Source organism: Caballeronia sp. TF1N1 (genome assembly GCF_022878925.1).
Lineage (GTDB): Bacteria > Pseudomonadota > Gammaproteobacteria > Burkholderiales > Burkholderiaceae > Caballeronia.
The window spans coordinates 43,987-60,439 of record NZ_CP084627.1 but is presented as its reverse complement, the minus strand read 5'-3'; the positions used below and the strand labels follow the sequence as shown (position 1 = coordinate 60,439).

General features: G+C 61.7%; 13 protein-coding genes. 3 read left to right on the top strand and 10 right to left on the bottom strand.

Annotation, left to right across the window (positions count from 1 at the left end; genetic code table 11):
- Positions 1-68: 68 nt before the first annotated feature.
- The 9 genes from LDZ28_RS14350 to LDZ28_RS14310 all read right to left on the bottom strand — a co-directional run bounded on the left by LDZ28_RS14350 (position 69) and on the right by LDZ28_RS14310 (position 11,440).
- Complete coding sequence (locus LDZ28_RS14350) at positions 69-1,271, bottom strand: FAD-binding oxidoreductase (RefSeq protein ID WP_370652179.1); 1,203 nt, start codon at positions 1,269-1,271, stop codon at positions 69-71.
- A gap of 20 nt (positions 1,272-1,291) precedes the next feature.
- Positions 1,292-2,587, bottom strand: coding sequence for an SRPBCC family protein (locus LDZ28_RS14345; RefSeq protein ID WP_244829045.1), 1,296 nt, complete (start codon positions 2,585-2,587; stop codon positions 1,292-1,294).
- Positions 2,588-2,660: 73 nt separating this feature from the next.
- The gene (locus LDZ28_RS14340; protein WP_244829044.1) at positions 2,661-3,419 is read right to left on the bottom strand and encodes an electron transfer flavoprotein subunit beta/FixA family protein; all 759 of its coding nucleotides are present in this window, start codon (positions 3,417-3,419) and stop codon (positions 2,661-2,663) included.
- Entirely contained in the window at positions 3,416-4,576 is a 1,161-nt protein-coding gene (locus LDZ28_RS14335) for an electron transfer flavoprotein subunit alpha/FixB family protein (protein WP_244829043.1), read from the bottom strand. The genes LDZ28_RS14340 and LDZ28_RS14335 overlap by 4 nt, the downstream gene beginning before the upstream one ends.
- Positions 4,577-4,580: 4 nt before the next feature.
- Positions 4,581-6,494, bottom strand: a complete 1,914-nt coding sequence (locus LDZ28_RS14330; RefSeq protein ID WP_244829042.1) for a (Fe-S)-binding protein — start codon at positions 6,492-6,494, stop codon at positions 4,581-4,583.
- A gap of 15 nt (positions 6,495-6,509) precedes the next feature.
- A complete protein-coding gene (locus LDZ28_RS14325) occupies positions 6,510-8,573 on the bottom strand; it encodes an NADH:flavin oxidoreductase (protein WP_244829041.1) in 2,064 nt (687 codons plus the stop codon).
- Between the two features lie 36 nt (positions 8,574-8,609).
- Entirely contained in the window at positions 8,610-9,149 is a 540-nt protein-coding gene (locus LDZ28_RS14320) for a DUF5943 domain-containing protein (protein ID WP_244829040.1), read from the bottom strand.
- 25 nt (positions 9,150-9,174) lie between these two features.
- On the bottom strand, positions 9,175-10,146 hold the full coding sequence (locus LDZ28_RS14315) for a dipeptidase (protein ID WP_244829039.1): 972 nt from the start codon (positions 10,144-10,146) through the stop codon (positions 9,175-9,177).
- Between the two features lie 19 nt (positions 10,147-10,165).
- Positions 10,166-11,440 (bottom strand): serine hydroxymethyltransferase, encoded by a 1,275-nt coding sequence (locus LDZ28_RS14310; protein ID WP_244829038.1) that lies wholly within the window; start codon positions 11,438-11,440, stop codon positions 10,166-10,168.
- 447 nt (positions 11,441-11,887) lie between these two features.
- Between LDZ28_RS14310 and LDZ28_RS14305 the strand changes: the two genes are divergently transcribed.
- The gene (locus tag LDZ28_RS14305; protein ID WP_244829037.1) at positions 11,888-12,889 is read left to right on the top strand and encodes a GlxA family transcriptional regulator; all 1,002 of its coding nucleotides are present in this window, start codon (positions 11,888-11,890) and stop codon (positions 12,887-12,889) included.
- A gap of 65 nt (positions 12,890-12,954) precedes the next feature.
- On the opposite strand, the gene fdhA is transcribed toward LDZ28_RS14305, so the two are convergent.
- Positions 12,955-14,151: a formaldehyde dehydrogenase, glutathione-independent gene (gene fdhA / locus LDZ28_RS14300; protein WP_244829036.1), complete on the bottom strand. Its 1,197-nt coding sequence runs from the start codon at positions 14,149-14,151 to the stop codon at positions 12,955-12,957.
- A 216-nt stretch (positions 14,152-14,367) separates the two neighbouring features.
- On the opposite strand from fdhA, the gene betI reads away from it, so the two are divergent.
- On the top strand, positions 14,368-14,955 hold the full coding sequence (gene betI, locus LDZ28_RS14295; protein WP_244829035.1) for a transcriptional regulator BetI: 588 nt from the start codon (positions 14,368-14,370) through the stop codon (positions 14,953-14,955).
- Between the two features lie 27 nt (positions 14,956-14,982).
- Positions 14,983-16,443 carry a betaine-aldehyde dehydrogenase gene (gene betB / locus LDZ28_RS14290; protein ID WP_244829034.1) on the top strand — a complete coding sequence of 487 codons (1,461 nt, stop codon included), beginning with the start codon at positions 14,983-14,985 and terminating at the stop codon, positions 16,441-16,443.
- Positions 16,444-16,453: the final 10 nt, after the last annotated feature.

Below are 16,453 nucleotides of genomic sequence, written 5' to 3'. Positions count from 1 at the left end.
ATCACCAGCCAGAATTGGCCAGTAACGCACTTTTCCGACACTCAGTTGTCCAGAAGCGACGCCGAGTTTTATTTATCCACCACGAGGTCGCTCAAGGGCTTGCTGCAGCACAACAGCACCATGCCCTGATCGATTTCGCGCTGACGAATGCCGCCTGCGTGCTTCATGCTTACTTCGCCCGATACGAGCTTGACCTTGCATGTGCCGCACATGCCTTGCGTGCACGATGAGGGTAAACGCACCCCGGCTTTCTTCGCGGCATCGAGCACGTTCTCGTTGCTACCGCATTCAATGTCGCGCCGGATCTTGGCGAAGCTGACTTTGTATGTCGTATCGACAGGCGCCGCTGGTCGAGGCGCAAAGCCGACTGCCTCTTCACGCGCTTCGACGAAATCGGTCTGTGTGGCGATGGCGTCGGCCACGTGCGCGGTCGTCAACTGCGATGCGACCTCCGCAATGGTCTCGAACGAGAAGCTCTCTTCGTGATAATGCTTGCGATCGAAACCGCCTTCATCGAGAAGATCGCGGACCGCCTTCATATAAGGCGCGGGACCGCACGTGAAGATCTCGCGTTCTAGATAGTCCGGTGCAATCAGCTTCAGAAGCGGCAAGCTGAGAAAGCCCGTCACACCGGCCCAGTTCGTGCGCGTGCCCACGCGCTCGCAAACGAAGGCCGTGCGAAAGTTCGTCTGATTCGATGCAATGAGATCCAGCTCGCGCGAGAAGATGATGTCGTCGGGCGTGCGCGCGCTGTGCACGAAAACGATATCCGCGTCCTCGCCGAGTTCGTGATGCGCGCGGCTCATCGACATGAGCGGCGTGATACCCGACCCCGCCGAAAGAAACAGGAACTTGCGTGCCGGATGCCGCGCACAGGTGAACTCGCCCGAAGGCCCGAGCACACGCACGCGCGATCCCGCAATCACGTTGTCATGCAGCCAGTTCGAAACCTTTCCGCCCGGTACACGCTTGACCGTGATCGAAATGGTGTGCGGCCGCGTGGGCGAAGAGGAAATCGTATAGCAGCGATTGATCTGCTCGCCGTCGATATCGAGTTCCAGTGTAATGAACTGCCCGGGTTCGAACACGAAGCTGCGTTCGCTCGGCGCCTTGAAGAAAAAACTCTTCACGTCGTGCGTTTCCTGCCGGACGTGACAGCAGACGAGTGTGTCGTCGGTATCGCTATTCCAGCGCGCGGGCAGCGTCCCCCAGAAGCGCGGCTGGGTGACACGGCTTGCAGTCGGCTCGAACGTGGCCTGATCGCGCATCATGTTTTGCCTCTCGAACGCGCTTAGCGCATGAAGGAAACGACTTTCTCGCCATGCGTGACCACGTCCTTGTCGGGCGTGTTCGCATAGTTATCGAGGCGGCCGATATACCACTCGCAGAACTTTTCCACGAGCCCTTCGGTGAACGGCGAATACGGGCCCGGCTCGTAAGCGCTGCTCGTTGCACCCAGCTGCGAATACTCGACCAACGTGCGGTCCTGTTCGTTCGTTGCGCGCCACACGGCGGTGAGATTGTCGACGTCGTAATCGATACCTTCGCGCGCGTCCTTATGCACGAGCCACTTGGTGCGCACGAGCGTTTCGCCCGCGGACAGCGGAATCACGCTGAACGTGACGATGTGATCGCTCATGAAGTGATGCCACGAATTCGGTTGCGTCCAGAACGACAAGCCGCCCAGGTCCGCGCGCTCGAAGCCGCCAAGCAGCTTCTTCGATGCCACCTTCGCGTCGAGCGTCTGCGATTCGCCATCGCGGTCGAGTGGCAGACGTTGCGTGCGAAAACCGGTGACGAGATCCGCCAGACGTTCGATCTCGGCGGAAGGCAGGTTCATCGCTTCCCATTGCTTCGTGCGTTCGCTCACCGTGCGTTCGAACGCGGCCATGCCGTCCTCGTTCGCAGGGGTGCGTTGATAACCGAAGCCGTATTCATAGAGCGAAATGGTCAACTCGGGATGGTTCGCCACGCAGTGATAGCACTCGCGGTTGTTCTCCATCGTGAGCTTCCAGTTGCCCTTTTCCACGATGTCGATGCTCGCCGCGATCTTGCAATCGGCGAGACCGTGCGGCAAAAGATACGGCTCCATCGACTCGCGCAGCACGGAGAAATCGGCGGGCGGTTCATCGGCGAGACAGATGAAGATCAGGCCCGCGAGGTTCTGCACATGAACCTTCTTGAGGCTATGTTTGCAGCGGTCGAACTGGTCGCCCATGTGTTCGGCGAACATGAGGTCGCCGTTGAGGTTATAGGTCCAGCTGTGATACGGGCACACGATGTTGCCGAGCGAGCCTTTCTCCTGATTGCAAAGACGCGCGCCGCGATGACGGCAGACGTTGTGGAACGCGCGAATCTGCATGTCGTCGTCGCGCACGATCAGGATCGAATCGGGGCCGATATCGACGGTCGTATAGTCGCCCGGCTCCGGCACGTCCGGCTCGATCGCAACCTGTATCCAGTGCTGCCGGAAGATCGCGTCCAGGTCGAGCGCGTGAATCTCGTCGCTCGTGTAGAACGGCGCTTCGAGCGTGTGGCCCTTTTTGCGGCGTTCGATCATTGCGCGAACGTCTGCCGAAACTTTCATCGTGTGCTCCGTTGTGCGTCACGTCTGGTGCCCCGCCAACACCCCTGAAATGCGGGCTTGCTGCGCTTTGAACTTAATAATCCACCAGTTGATGCTCGCGCAAATACGCCAGGATCACTTGTGCTTTTTCGACGGAACTCCCTTCAATTACGACGCTTCCGCCACGGCTTTCGGTCGTGGTCGCGGAAAGCATGCGGGCATGGCCGGTGCGCTTTTCGGGCGCGGCGAGGCGCTTGGGCTTCGCGCTCACGGGGCCGACGCTCCATGCGCTCGCTTTCGGATCGACAGGCGCGGTCGCTGCAACCGGTGCTACGCGTCCTTCGCGCATACGCGCATACGCGTAGCGCGGTGTTGCGTTGGCGAGCGGATGCACGGCGATGAGCGCGGGCAACTGCACGCGCACACGGCGACGCAAGCCCTTCGGCATGAACTGGCGCACTTCGACGCCTTCGTTCGTCACGTCGATATCGACAGCCGAGCCGACGAGCGCGACGTTCAACGCATCGGCAAGCCGATACGGCAACGTGCCGCTATCGAACGCGCCTTCGGCACGCGTGCCGGTCAAGACGAGTCGATAACCCGCGAGACGTTGCGCGAGTGCCGCGCAGGCATCGCCCGGTGTGTTGAGCACTTCGACGCACGGCGCGCCCAGTGCGAGATATTCGGCAAGCGCGGGATTGGCGGGGTCGCCTGCATGCAGCACATCGAGTTGCGCACCGTGTTGCTTCGCAATGTCGATACCGAGGGCGAGCGCGGCCGCGTCGTTGCGGCTATAACGCGCCGTGCCGCTGATAGGATGCCGGCCAGTAGAAACGAGAACGGCTATTTTCATGCGTACGCTCCTTCGGCAAGCGTCGCCGTCTGCAGGATCGGGCTGCCATTGGTACGCGATGCACGCGCGGCCGACGCCGCGTCCGTCAGCGCCTTGATGGTCTCTTGCGTATCCGCGACGATGGTCAAATTCGCACGCTTGGCAATGGGCGCGCTCGCATCGAGATTGACCGCGATGACATGCCGGCAATCCTTGATGCCTTGCAGGTGCTGCACCGCGCCCGAGATGCCGAACGCGATATACACGCTAGCTTCCACCGTCTTGCCCGTGGCGCCGATCTGCTTGTCGCGCGAGAACTTGCCGTCGTCGACGGCCACCCGGCTCGCGCCGATAGCCGCGCCCAAGGTGCTTGCCAACGCTTCGAATGCGGGCACGTCCGTCACGCCGTTGCCCGCCGAGATGATGAAGTCCGCTTCTTCGAGCGCGACTTGGGCCGCGTCCATTTCCTCGATGCCGAGATCGACATACGCGCTCGGCATCGTCGCGGGCACGACGTCTTCGCTATTCACGCGCGCGCCTGCGCCGACGTAAGGCAGCTTGGCATCGACCGCATTCGGTGCGAGCAAGATCACATCGGGTAGCGCACGCAATGCCACCGCGCGGCCAGCATGTGCATACGCAGCGACGTGCTGAAGGTCGAGTTCCACCACGTGTGTGGCGATACTCGCACCGGCGCGCGCCGCGTAACGCCGGCCGAGATCGCCGTCGCCGGTTGCGTTGTCGGGCATGAAGACATGCACGGGCGTGAAGGCCGCGACGCAGGCAGCGAGCGCGCGCAGTTCTTCATCCGGTGCGAAATGGCGGCGATCGAAGCCGGGCAGCTCGATATAACGATCCGCGCCGAGCGACGCCGCATCGTCACTGAACGCGCCGAACGCGATCAACACGACTTCGGTTTCATCGTCCGCGAGCAAGGCGGCGGCGGCCAGTGCCTGACGGCCGTGATCGTCGAGCGCGCCGCGATCCGTATGCGCCGCCACCAGCACCGCGCGACGCGACACTTTCGCCGTGCGGCGCGGCTTCGCTGCATCATGGTGTGTTGCAACGAAGTCATGCAGCGCGCCGCTGCCAATCTCGCCGAGCGTGATGCGCTTGAGCCCCGCGCTCGTGACGATAAACGGCCTGCGCGGATCGATTCGTTTGATGTTGTCGTTCATCGTGTTACTCCAGCGCCGCAGCGACCAGCTCCGCCACGTCGAGCACTTCGGGACGCGCGCCGACCACGCCTTCGAGCATCGCGGTGCAATTCGGGCAACCCACGGCGACCACTTCCGCGCCTATCGTGCGGGCATCGGCAATGCGGATATCGGGAATGCGCTGCTTGCCGGGAATGTCGGTCAGGGGCGCGCCGCCGCCACCGCCGCAGCACCGTCCGCGCATGCCGTTACGCTCCATTTCCACCACCTTGACGCCGATGGACTTCAGCAGCTTGCGCGGCGCTTCGGTCTCGCCGTTATAGCGGCCGAGATAGCACGGATCGTGATACGTGATCTTCTTGTCGGCGAGCACGGTCGCGGCCTTCGGCGAGAGCTTGCCGTTCGCGACGAGTTCAGCCATCAACGCCGTGTGATGCTGCACTTCATAGAAGCCGCCAAGCGCGCGATACTCGTTGCGCAAGCTATGCAGCACATGCGGGTCCGCCGTCACGATGCGCCGGAACGAATACTGCGAAAGTGTGCCTATGAGCTTCTTCGCACATGCCTGAAAGGTGGCTTCGTCGCCGAGACGACGCGCCGTATCGCCGGTGTCCGTTTCAACGCCGCCGAGCACCGCGTAATCCAAGCCTGCCTTGTTCAGCACCTTCGCCAACGCACGCAGCGTGCGTTGATAACGCATGTCGAACGCGCCTTCGCCCGCGATCAACAAGACATCGACGGGACGACCCGGTTGCGCGACCTGCACTTGCAGATCCACCGACCAGTCGTAACGCGCGCCGATGTCAAACCCGTTCGCGCTGCCCGTTTCACGCAGATTCGCAAGCGTGATCGGACCTTTCCCCGGGACGTTGCCTTCCACGAGCGTCTGATTGCGGCGCATATCGACGATGGCATCGACGTGTTCGATCAGCATCGGGCACTCTTGCACGCAGGCGCGGCACGTGGTGCAGGACCAGATGGTATCGGCTTCGATCATCGTGGAGATGAGCGGCTTGCCCGGTGCGCCCGAATGCCTGCCGACCGGAATGCCGGGGGTCGGGCTGCCGGCGTAGAGCGCATCCGAACCGCCGACCATGCCGACGACGAGATCCTGAATCAGCTTCTTCGGATTGAGCGGTTGTCCCGATGCGAACGCGGGGCACGCCGCTTCGCATTTGCCGCATTGCACGCAGGCATCGAAACTCAGCAACTGGTTCCAGCGAAACTGGATGGGCTTGCTCACGCCATATTCCTGCGCATCGAGTACGGGCACTTTGAGCGCGGTGGGCGGCACGATATCGTGCTCGTTTTTCGCTGCAAAGCGCTCCTGACGCGGATGAAACGCGAGATGCAGCAAGCCCGCCATCGCATGCTTCATCGGGCCGCCTTGCGCCGCGCCGAAGGTCATCGTGTATGCGCCCGCCGCGATCAGCAATGCAACGATGATCGCGAGTGCACCCGACATCCACGAAGCCGGCAACAGCATGAACAATGCAAGACCAAGCGCGAATGAACCGAGCAGCAAAGGCAGGCTGTCCCACGGTCCGCGTGACAAACGCGCGGGCACTTCCTTCGCGCCGTGTCTGCGACGGTACACGAACACCGCGCCCACCAGCATGACGATAGCCGCGAGGAAGATCAGCTTGTCGAGCCACGGCGAATAGATGGCGAGGCCGTAGTTGAGGAATACGAGCGCCATCGCGAGAATGGCGCCGCCAGCGGTTGCAACGTGCGTCTTCGCGATATACGGATCACGCGCGACCACATGATGCAAGTCCACGAAGTAACGCTTCGGGATGGTCAGCAGGTTAGCCCAGCCATAAGCACCGGCAGTCGTGGCGCGTCCTTCTCGCCAATAGGCCGCGCGCTTCACCACGGCGAAGGCGAGACCCGCCACCGATACCCACAGCAAGACGGTGATGACAAACACGGGGTTCATCGTCTAAAGCCCTCGTCAGAAGTCTTTGCAAAGACGCAGCGCGTCGTAGATCGCGCCGTGGATGTTGTGCATGGAGATGCAGTCGCCGACGCGGAACAAGAGGAAACGCCCGTTTCCAAGCTCTTCCGAAAGACACGGCTGCGCTTCCGATGCAAAGAGCTTGTGCACATCCACCTGCCCGCGATTGAGCGATTCGGGTTTCAGCTTCCAGTACAGGGAATCGTTGGGCGTGCTGCCGTTCTCGATCACGACCTGATCCACCGCGCGCTCTTCCTGCTCTTCCGTGTACTCGTTGCGGAGCACGGCAATCTTCTTCCCGTCTTCCTCGTACACCTCGTCGAGCCAGTAGTTCGGCGTATGGATCACTCCTTGCGCGTAGAGCCTTCTATAAAAGATGGGGAACGTGGTGCCGCCGACGTCATCGGCGACCTTCACGTCCGGCGTCACGATCTCGACATTGCCGCCACGGCTCGAGATGAAGTCCGCGACGCCCGCGCCCGCATGCGTGCTCACGCCGTCATAAACGAGCACGTTCTTGCCCGGCTCGACCTTGCCCGAGAGAATGTCCCAGGCGCTCACCGCGAGACCTCGTTCGACGCCCCATGCAGGCACTTGATCCGTGAACGACGAGCCGCCCGTCGCGAGCACGACGATGTCCGGCTTTTCGGCCGTGATGGCCTTGTCGTCGGCGGCGACACCCAGACGACGATCCACGCCGAGCCGCTTCGTTTCCATGTCGAACCAGCGCACGATGCCCGCCATCTGCTCGCGCTGCGGCGCCTTCGCGGCAAGCATGATCTGGCCGCCGACGTAATCGTTCTTCTCGAACAGCACGACATCGTGACCGCGCGACTTCGCCACGCGCGCCGCTTCGAGTCCTGCAGGCCCTGCGCCGACCACCACGACTTTGCGCTTCGGCCCGCGCGTCTTTTCGATGACATGCGGCATGGTCGCTTCACGCGATGTCGCCGCGTTCTGCACGCACAACACATCGAGTCCGTTGTACTGCCGGTCGATGCAGTAGTTCGCGCCGACGCACTGCTTGATCTCGTCCTCGCGGCCATCGCGAATCTTGATCACCATATGCGGGTCCGCAATCTGCGCACGCGTCATGCCGACCAGATCGACCATGCCGTTGGCGAGCAGACGTTCCGCCTGACCCGCATCGCGAATGCTTTGCGCATGCATGATCGGCAGCTTCACGACCGACTTGATGCCCGCCGCGAGATGCACGAAAGGCTCGGGCGGCAGCGCCATCGGCGGCATGCAGTTGGCGAGCGTGTTATGCGTATCCGCGCCCGAACCGATCACGCCGATGTAATCGATGAGGCCCGTTTCAGCCATCGCTTGAGCGATCTCTTTCAATTGTTCGTGATCGAGACCGTCTTCATGGAATTCGTCGCCGCACATGCGCAAGCCAATTGCGAAGTCGGCGCCCACGGCTTCGCGCACGGCCTGCAGCACTTCCTTACCGAAGCGCAGACGGTTTTCGAGCGAACCGCCCCATTCGTCCGTGCGAAAGTTGGTGCGCGGACTCCAGAACTGATCGATCAGGTGCTGATGCGCCGCCGAGATCTCGACGCCATCCATGCCCGCATCCTTCACGCGCTTCGCGGCCGCCGCGAAATCCTGAATGATGCGCTTGATCTCTTCCACTTCGATGATCTTCGCGTTGCCGCGATGCACCGGCTCCCGCACGCCCGAAGGCGACATCAGATGCGGCCAGCTCTCGCCGTGCCACGCCGAACGTCGGCCCATGTGCGTTGCCTGGATCATGATCTTCGCGCCATGCCGATGCATCGCTTCGGCCAGCCGCGAGAGCGGGTCGATGACCTTGTCGGTCGACAGGTTCACCGACTTCCACCAGCCTTGCGGGCTGTCGATCGACACCGGGCTCGAACCTCCGCAAACGGCTAGCGCCACGCCGCCCTTCGCCTTCTCTTCGTAATAGCGGATATACCGGTCGCCGGGCAGACCGCCGGGCTCGGCATAGACCTCGGCATGCGCGGTACTGACGATACGGTTACGCAAGGTCAGCTTGTTCAGCGTGAGTGGCTTGAAAAGGTTCGGGTAACGCATTGCGGGCGACCTCGGAAAGGTTTTGCTTTGAAGCCTTTATTTCGATGCGAGCGGCGACACTTCGAACACACAATGCTCGCAGCCTTCCGCGGCGCATTGCGTTTCGACCGAGTGCGAACGCGGCCCCTTCTTCGTGCTGTCGGGTGCGGTGTCGTTGACCCAGTCCAGCGCGCCGGCGAACCATCCGGCGAACATGTAGCAAAGCTTGCCGTGCTTGCCCGGTTGCGCGAGCACGAAGGACGAGTGACTCAGATGCACGCGCGCCATGGCGCTCTGCGGGTCGGATTCGACGATATCGAAGAGACCCCAGCCGCGTTGCGACAGGCGCTTCAGGTAATGCTCGAACACCGCCATGCCCGCTATGCCGTGCTTTTCCGCCTCCTTGTCGCACCAGTGATAAGCGGACTTGTAGCCCGCCTTGTAGAGAATCGCGGCGTACGCTTCGCGGCCGAGCGCTTCTTCCACGGCCACGTGGTTGTTGGTGAAGAAGTGGCGCGGCACATACAGCATGGGCAGCGCGTCGGTAGTCCAGACGCCCGTCTCTTGGTCGACGTCGATAGGCAGTTGCGGTTGCATCGCGGGTTCCCTGTTCTTGTTGGAGTCAGACGTTCCAGACTTCGCCGAAGAAGCGCATCCAGTTCTCGCCCATCACCTTCTTGATACGCGTCTCGCCCCAGCCCGCTTTTTCCATCGCGGCCGTGAGGTTCGGGAACTCGCCGATCGTGCGAATGCCTTCCGGATTCACGACCTTGCCGAAGTTCGTCAGACGGCGATAACGGCCCTTGTCGTGCGTGATCCAGTCGAAGAACTCGGTGCTGTAGCCTTGCGTGAAGTCCGTGCCGATGCCCACCTTGTCTTCGCCGATCACGTTGATCACGTAGTCGATGGCTTCGAGATAATCGTCGACGGTCGCGTCCGGGCCTTTCTTCAGGAACGGCGAGAACATGGTCACGCCGACGAAGCCGTTGGCATCCGCGATCTCTCTCAGCTGATCGTCGGTCTTGTTGCGCGGATGGTCCTTGAGTCCCGAGGGACAGCAGTGCGAGTACGTGACAGGCTTCTTCGAGCAGGCGATGGCATCGGAAGAAGTCTTCGCGCCCACGTGGGAAAGATCGACCATGATGCCGACGCGATTCATCTCGTGGATCACTTCCTTGCCATAACCCGAGAGACCGCCGTCCGGTTCATAGCAACCCGTGCCAACCAGGTTCTGCGTGTTGTAGCAGAGCTGCACCACGTTCACGCCGAGCTCCTTGAACACTTCGATATAGCCGAGGTTGTCCTCGAACGCATACGAGTTCTGGAAGCCGAAGATGATGCCTGTCTTGTTTTCCTTCTTCGCGCGCAGAATGTCGTCGGTCGTGCGCACGAGCGTGAGAATCTCGCTGTACTCGCGAATCTGTTGCTTCATCTCGGCGATGTTGTCGATCGTCTTCTGGAAGTCTTCCCAGACCGAAACCGTGCAGTTCACCGCGGTGACGTTACCTTTGCGCATGTCCTCGAACACGGAGCGCTCGAACTTGGAGATGTTCAGGCCGTCGATGATGATGCTGTTGTCGTGCAGAGTGCTCATCGTTGATAACTCCGTGTGCTTAGTAGATGGGGAAGCGTTCGCACAGCGCGAAGATCTCGCGGCGCACGCGTTGTTCGGTTTGCGGATCGCCTTCCGGATGCTCGCGCAGCGATTCGAAGACTTCGAGAATCAGGCGGCCGGTTTCGCGGAACTCGTTGACGCCGAAGCCGCGCGTCGTGCCTGCCGGCGTGCCCAAGCGAATGCCCGAGGTGACGGTCGGCTTTTCGGTATCGAAGGGAATGCCGTTCTTGTTGCAGGTGATGCCCGCGCGTTCCAGCGCGTGCTCGACCTGATTGCCCTTGAGGCCTTTCGGGCGCAGATCGACGAGCAGCAGATGGTTGTCCGTGCCGCCGGTGACGAGATCGACGCCGCCTTCCTTGAGCACTTCGCCGAGCGCTTGCGCATTTGCGAGCACGTTGTCGATATACGTCTTGAAGTCCGGCCGCAGCGCTTCGCCGAAGGCCACCGCCTTGCCTGCTATCACATGCATCAGCGGGCCGCCTTGCAGGCCGGGGAACACGGCCGAGTTGATCTTCTTGGCGATGTCTTCGTCGTTCGTGAGGATGAAACCGCCGCGCGGACCGCGCAAGGTCTTGTGCGTGGTGGACGTGACTACGTGCGCATGATCCACGGGGTTATCGTGACGCCCCGCCGCGATGATGCCCGCGATATGCGCCATATCGACCATGAGCTTCGCATCGACGCTATCGGCGATCTTGCGCAGACGCGCGAAGTCCAGCTTGCGCGGATACGCCGAGAATCCCGCGATCAGCAATGACGGCTTGTGTTGCTTCGCGAGTTCCTCGATCTGCTCGTAATCGATCAGCATGGTGTCGCGGTTCACACCGTATTGCACCGCGTTGAACCACTTGCCCGAAAGCGCGGGCTTCGCGCCATGCGTGAGGTGACCGCCCGCATCGAGCGACATGCCGAGAATGGTGTCGCCGGGTTTGGCGAGCGCAAGCATCACGGCGCCGTTGGCCTGCGCGCCCGAATGCGGCTGCACGTTGGCGAACTTCGCGTTGAAGAGTTGCTTGATGCGATCGATGGCGAGCGCCTCGACTTCATCGACGAATTCACAGCCGCCGTAATAGCGCTTGCCCGGATACCCTTCCGCGTACTTGTTCGTGAGCACCGAGCCTTGCGCTTCCAGTACGGCGCGCGACACGATGTTTTCCGACGCGATCAGTTCGATTTGCGATTGCTGGCGCTCCAGTTCTTTCAGGATCGCGCCGCGCACCGAAGCGTCGCTGGATGCAAGCGGGGCTTCGAAGAAGGGATTCGAGTTCGACATTGGCAGGTCCGTGGGTCAAGTGTGACGGTCGTTCGACGGCGGTGCGGGTGGCTCTTCGGATACTTTTCCGTTTGCCGTCGCGGCCGTAATCGTTGCGTCTATTCTTGACTTTCGTCCTGCCGGTCAATTTACGAATTTAGACGTGTTCTTGGCCTTTTCCGACATGCGCGTCTTTTTTCGACAAGTGGCGCGATGGATTTCGGTGTAGCGATTTATTCGGTGCGCCGCTGCACTGCCGCGGAACGCCCGTGCGCTTCGAAGGTGCGCGCCCTTGCTTGTGAAGGGTCGGCGAGGAAATCGCGTCTATATGAAGCATGCACGATGCCTCGCGAGGCTCAGGGTTTAGCCTGATGGCATGGTAGTTGCAAACGAAACCAAAATGCAAAAAGTGGCAAAGCGCCGCATCTGACGGCGTCAAACAATAGATTCGAAGGAATCATTCCTCACATGTCCCCCGATCGCACGGCGTCGCTGTCGCACTTCGCTTTCATGCCGCTTCCCAACTTCACCATGATCGCTTTCACCAACGCGATCGAAGTCCTGCGCATGGCGAACTATCTGACGGGGCAGCCGTTGTATCGCTGGTCGATCGTGAGTCCCGATGGCGGTCCCGTCACCGCGAGCAACGGCTTGTCCGTCGATACAGGTCCGGTGGAATGCGTGGGACAACCCGATATCGTGTTCGTGGTCGGCGGCATCGATGTGCAGCGCGCGACCACGCCCGCACATCTCGCCGCGCTGCGCCGCTTCGCCCGCATGGGCAGCGTGCTCGGCAGCCTCTGCACCGGCACTTATGCACTGGCTCGTGCGGGCTTACTCGCGGGCTATGCGTGCGCCATCCACTGGGAGAACATGTCGGCGCTCAAGGAAGAGTTTCCCGACACGCGCTTCCTGAAGGAACTGTTCGTGATCGACCGCGATCGCGTCACGTGTACCGGTGGCGTCGCGCCGCTCGACATGATGCTTAATCTCATCGCATCCCGCGTGGGTACGGCGCGCGTGACGCAGATCGCCGAGCAATTCATCGTCGAACATGTACGCGATACGAGCGCGCAGCAGCGCATGCCGCTCGTTGCACGACTCGGATCGGCCAACAAGTCGCTCTTCGAAGTGATCTCGCTCATGGAGAACAACATCGAGGAGCCGCTGTCGCGCGAGGAACTGGCGCGCCTTGCCGGCATGTCGCAACGGCAATTGCAGCGGCTCTTTCGCGAGCATCTCGGCATGACGCCGACGCACTACTATCTCACGCTGCGTCTGCGGCGCGCGCGCGAACTGCTGCTGCAAACCGATATGTCGATCATGCATATCACCATGGCTTGCGGCTTCCAGTCGGCGTGCCACTTCTCGAAGAGTTATCGCGATGCCTTCGGAACCGCGCCCACGCGCGAACGCCGCAAGCAAGCGCCTTCACTTGCGGCGGTTGCACCTTCGGCGCTGGTTGCCTGATACCGGTTCGAACAAAAAGAGCCGTTGGCTTGCAACAGCCAACGGCTCTCTTCATTCCCGGCTGATTACGCCGCTTTCAACAATCCGTGCGGATCGAGCACGAACTTCCTCGGCGCGCCGCCATCGAACTTTCTGTAGCCTTCGGGCGCTTCATCGAGCGAAATCACGGACACGTTGACGATATCCGCAATCGGCAAACGATCCCACAAGATGGCCTGCATCAGATTGCGGTTGTACTTCATCACGGGCGTCTGTCCCGTGTGGAACGAATGCGACTTCGCCCAGCCAAGGCCGAAGCGAATGCTGAGACTGCCCTTGCGCGCGGCGGCATCGGCGGCGCCGGGGTCATCGGTGACATAGAGGCCGGGAATGCCGATCGCGCCCGCTGCCTTCGTGATCTCCATCAGCGAATTGAGCACGGTGGCCGGTGCTTCCTCGCCGCTGCCGCTGCCGTGACCGTGTGCCTCGAAGCCCACGCAATCGACCGCGCAATCCACTTCCGGCTTGCCGAGAATCTGCTCGATCTGCTCGCCGAGCGTCGCGTCCTTCGAGAGATCGATGGTCTCGAAACCCATCTTGCGCGCGTGCGCCAAGCGCTCTTCGTTCATGTCGCCGACGATGGTGCACGCCGCGCCCAAGATGCGCGCCGATGCCGCCGCCGCCATTCCAACCGGTCCCGCGCCCGCGATATAAACCGTCGCGCCCGGTTTCACGCCCGCCATCACCGCGCCGTGATAACCCGTCGGCAAGATGTCGGAGAGACACGTGAGGTCGCGTATCTTCGACATGGCCTGTGCCTTGTCCGGAAACTTCAGCAGATTGAAATCGGCATACGGCACCATCACGTATTCCGCCTGGCCGCCTATCCAGCCGCCCATATCGACATAACCATACGCGCCGCCAGCACGCGACGGGTTCACGTTCAGACACACGCCCGTATGTTGCGCCTTGCAGGTCGGGCAGCGCCCGCATGCCACGTTGAACGGCACCGAAACGAGATCGCCAATGGCAAGCGTCTCCACATCGCGGCCGATTTCGATCACTTCGCCCGTGATCTCGTGCCCGAGCACGAGGCCGACTTCCGCCGTCGTGCGGCCGCGCACCATATGCTGATCCGAGCCGCAGATATTGGTACTGACTACGCGAAGAATGACGCCGTGGCCGATGTCGCGCCCGCGTGGATCGACCATCTTCGGATAGTCGATGGACTGCACTTCCACCTTGCCCTGCCCCAGATATACGACGCCGCGATTGCTGCTCATTGATCGTCTCCATGTCTCGTGGACGGCTCGCGCGATGCACCGTCACGGTTCATCGCGCCCGTTCGTCGAGCGTAGCGCCGCTAGTCGCGCACGACCGATCTCCAATGCGACGCGGGTTTGACTCAAACCGACATGACGTTCCTCGGCGGTTTTTATTGATTGACCGTTCAATATAAAACCGCCTAACATCGAATCGAACTGACAGCCGAAGCGACCATGCCCAAACTCGGAATGCGCGAGATTCGTCGCGCGCAACTCATCGACGCGACCTTGCAGACCATCGACGAAGCGGGCCTCGGCGGTGCGACGCTCGCCTCGGTGGCGCAGCGCGCGAGTACATCGACGGGAATCGTCAGTCACTATTTCGGCGACAAGGACGGGCTGCTCGAAGCCACCATGCGTCATGTGCTGCGCAATCTCTGGCAGGCCACGTCGCGTCGCCGCAAGGCCGCGAAAGCCGAGCCGCGTGCGAAGTTGCGCGCAGTGGTCGCCGCGAATTTCGATGTCGAACAGGTGAACGGCCCCGCCATGAAGACATGGCTCGCGTTCTGGTCCGAGAGCATGCACAAGCCCGAGTTGCGGCGTTTGCAGCGTGTCAACACGCGGCGACTCTATTCGAATCTATGCGCGGACTTCTCGCGCGCCTTGACGAAGCCTGCCGCGCGCCGTGCGGCCAGCGGTCTTGCCGCGCTTATCGACGGTCTCTGGCTGCGCGGCGCGCTTGCAGGCGAACCGTTCGATACGAAGTCGGCGTTGCGCCTCGCATACGACTACATCGACCTGGTGCTCGAAGCGCGCGGCTAAAACCCTCCATCCTCAAAGGAGCACGACATGGAAGAGCAACGCCTTTACATCGGCGGCGCATACGTCGATGCCACGAGCGGCGAAACCTTCGTCACGCTCGATCCCGCCACCGGTGAATCCATCGCGCACGTGCAGCAGGCGTCGCAAGCGGATGTCGATCGCGCCGTGCACGCAGCACACGAAGGGCAACGCGAATGGGCCGCGATGACCGCGATGCAGCGCTCTCGCATCCTGCGACGCACCGTCGACCTGCTACGCGCGCACAACGACGAACTCGCCGCGCTCGAAACGCGCGACACCGGCAAGCCGATTGCGGAGACGCGCGCCGTGGATATCGTCACCGGCGCGGATGTGATCGAGTATTACGCGGGACTCGCGACGGCCATCGAAGGCACGCAAATACCGCTGCGCGAATCGTCGTTCGTCTATACGCGACGCGAGCCGCTTGGCGTGTGCGCGGGCATCGGCGCATGGAATTATCCGATACAGATAGCTTGCTGGAAGTCTGCGCCCGCGCTCGCGGCCGGCAACGCGATGATCTTCAAGCCAAGCGAGATCACGCCACTCACCGCGCTGAAGCTCGCGGAGATTTATACCGAAGCGGGCGTGCCCGCCGGAGTCTTCAATGTGGTTCAAGGCGATGGCCGCGTGGGCGCCATGCTCGCGGAACATGCGGGTATCGAGAAGATATCGTTCACGGGCGGGGTGCAAACCGGCAAGAAGGTCATGGCGCATGCGGGCGGCTCGACGCTCAAGGAAGTGACGATGGAACTGGGTGGCAAGTCGCCGCTCATCGTATTTCACGACGCCAATCTCGAACGCGCCGCCGACATTGCCATGAGCGCGAACTTCTTTAGCTCGGGACAGGTATGCACGAACGGCACGCGCGTGTTCGTCGAGCGCGGCGTGATCGAACGCTTCGAAGCGCTGGTGCTGGAGCGCGTAAAGCGTATTCGCATTGGCGCGCCGGATGATCCGCGCACCAACTTCGGCCCGCTTGCAAGCGCGGCGCAACTGCATAAAGTGCTCGGCTTTATCGAAAGCGGCAAGCGCGAAGGCGCGCGACTCATCGCCGGCGGCGCGCGCATGAGCGATGGTGCATTCGCGCGCGGCCAGTATGTCGCACCGACCGTGTTTGCCGATTGCCGCGACGACATGCGTATCGTGCGCGAGGAAATCTTCGGACCGGTGATGAGCATTCTTGCCTTCGACGACGAAGACGAAGTCATCGCGCGCGCGAACGATACCGAATACGGGCTTGCGGCGGGCGTGGTCACGGAGAACATATCGCGTGCGCATCGCGTGATTCATCGGTTGCAAGCGGGTATCTGCTGGATCAACACATGGGGCGAATCGCCCGCGGAAATGCCCGTGGGCGGCTACAAGCAATCGGGCGTGGGGCGCGAAAACGGCATCGTGACGCTCAATGCCTACACGCGCATCAAGTCCGTGCAGGTCGAGCTCGGGCCTTATCAGCCCGTGTTTTAAGGAGCTTTCG

Coding starts and splice junctions, on each gene's coding strand:
- LDZ28_RS14315 (WP_244829039.1), bottom strand. CDS start 10,146: ATGAGCACTCTGCACGACAACAGCATCATCATCGACGGCCTGAACATC.
- LDZ28_RS14330 (WP_244829042.1), bottom strand. CDS start 6,494: ATGAACCCCGTGTTTGTCATCACCGTCTTGCTGTGGGTATCGGTGGCG.
- LDZ28_RS14345 (WP_244829045.1), bottom strand. CDS start 2,587: ATGAAAGTTTCGGCAGACGTTCGCGCAATGATCGAACGCCGCAAAAAG.
- betI (WP_244829035.1), top strand. CDS start 14,368: ATGCCCAAACTCGGAATGCGCGAGATTCGTCGCGCGCAACTCATCGAC.
- LDZ28_RS14305 (WP_244829037.1), top strand. CDS start 11,888: ATGTCCCCCGATCGCACGGCGTCGCTGTCGCACTTCGCTTTCATGCCG.
- LDZ28_RS14335 (WP_244829043.1), bottom strand. CDS start 4,576: ATGAACGACAACATCAAACGAATCGATCCGCGCAGGCCGTTTATCGTC.
- LDZ28_RS14350 (WP_370652179.1), bottom strand. CDS start 1,271: ATGATGCGCGATCAGGCCACGTTCGAGCCGACTGCAAGCCGTGTCACC.
- LDZ28_RS14340 (WP_244829044.1), bottom strand. CDS start 3,419: ATGAAAATAGCCGTTCTCGTTTCTACTGGCCGGCATCCTATCAGCGGC.
- betB (WP_244829034.1), top strand. CDS start 14,983: ATGGAAGAGCAACGCCTTTACATCGGCGGCGCATACGTCGATGCCACG.
- LDZ28_RS14325 (WP_244829041.1), bottom strand. CDS start 8,573: ATGCGTTACCCGAACCTTTTCAAGCCACTCACGCTGAACAAGCTGACC.
- LDZ28_RS14320 (WP_244829040.1), bottom strand. CDS start 9,149: ATGCAACCGCAACTGCCTATCGACGTCGACCAAGAGACGGGCGTCTGG.
- LDZ28_RS14310 (WP_244829038.1), bottom strand. CDS start 11,440: ATGTCGAACTCGAATCCCTTCTTCGAAGCCCCGCTTGCATCCAGCGAC.
- fdhA (WP_244829036.1), bottom strand. CDS start 14,151: ATGAGCAGCAATCGCGGCGTCGTATATCTGGGGCAGGGCAAGGTGGAA.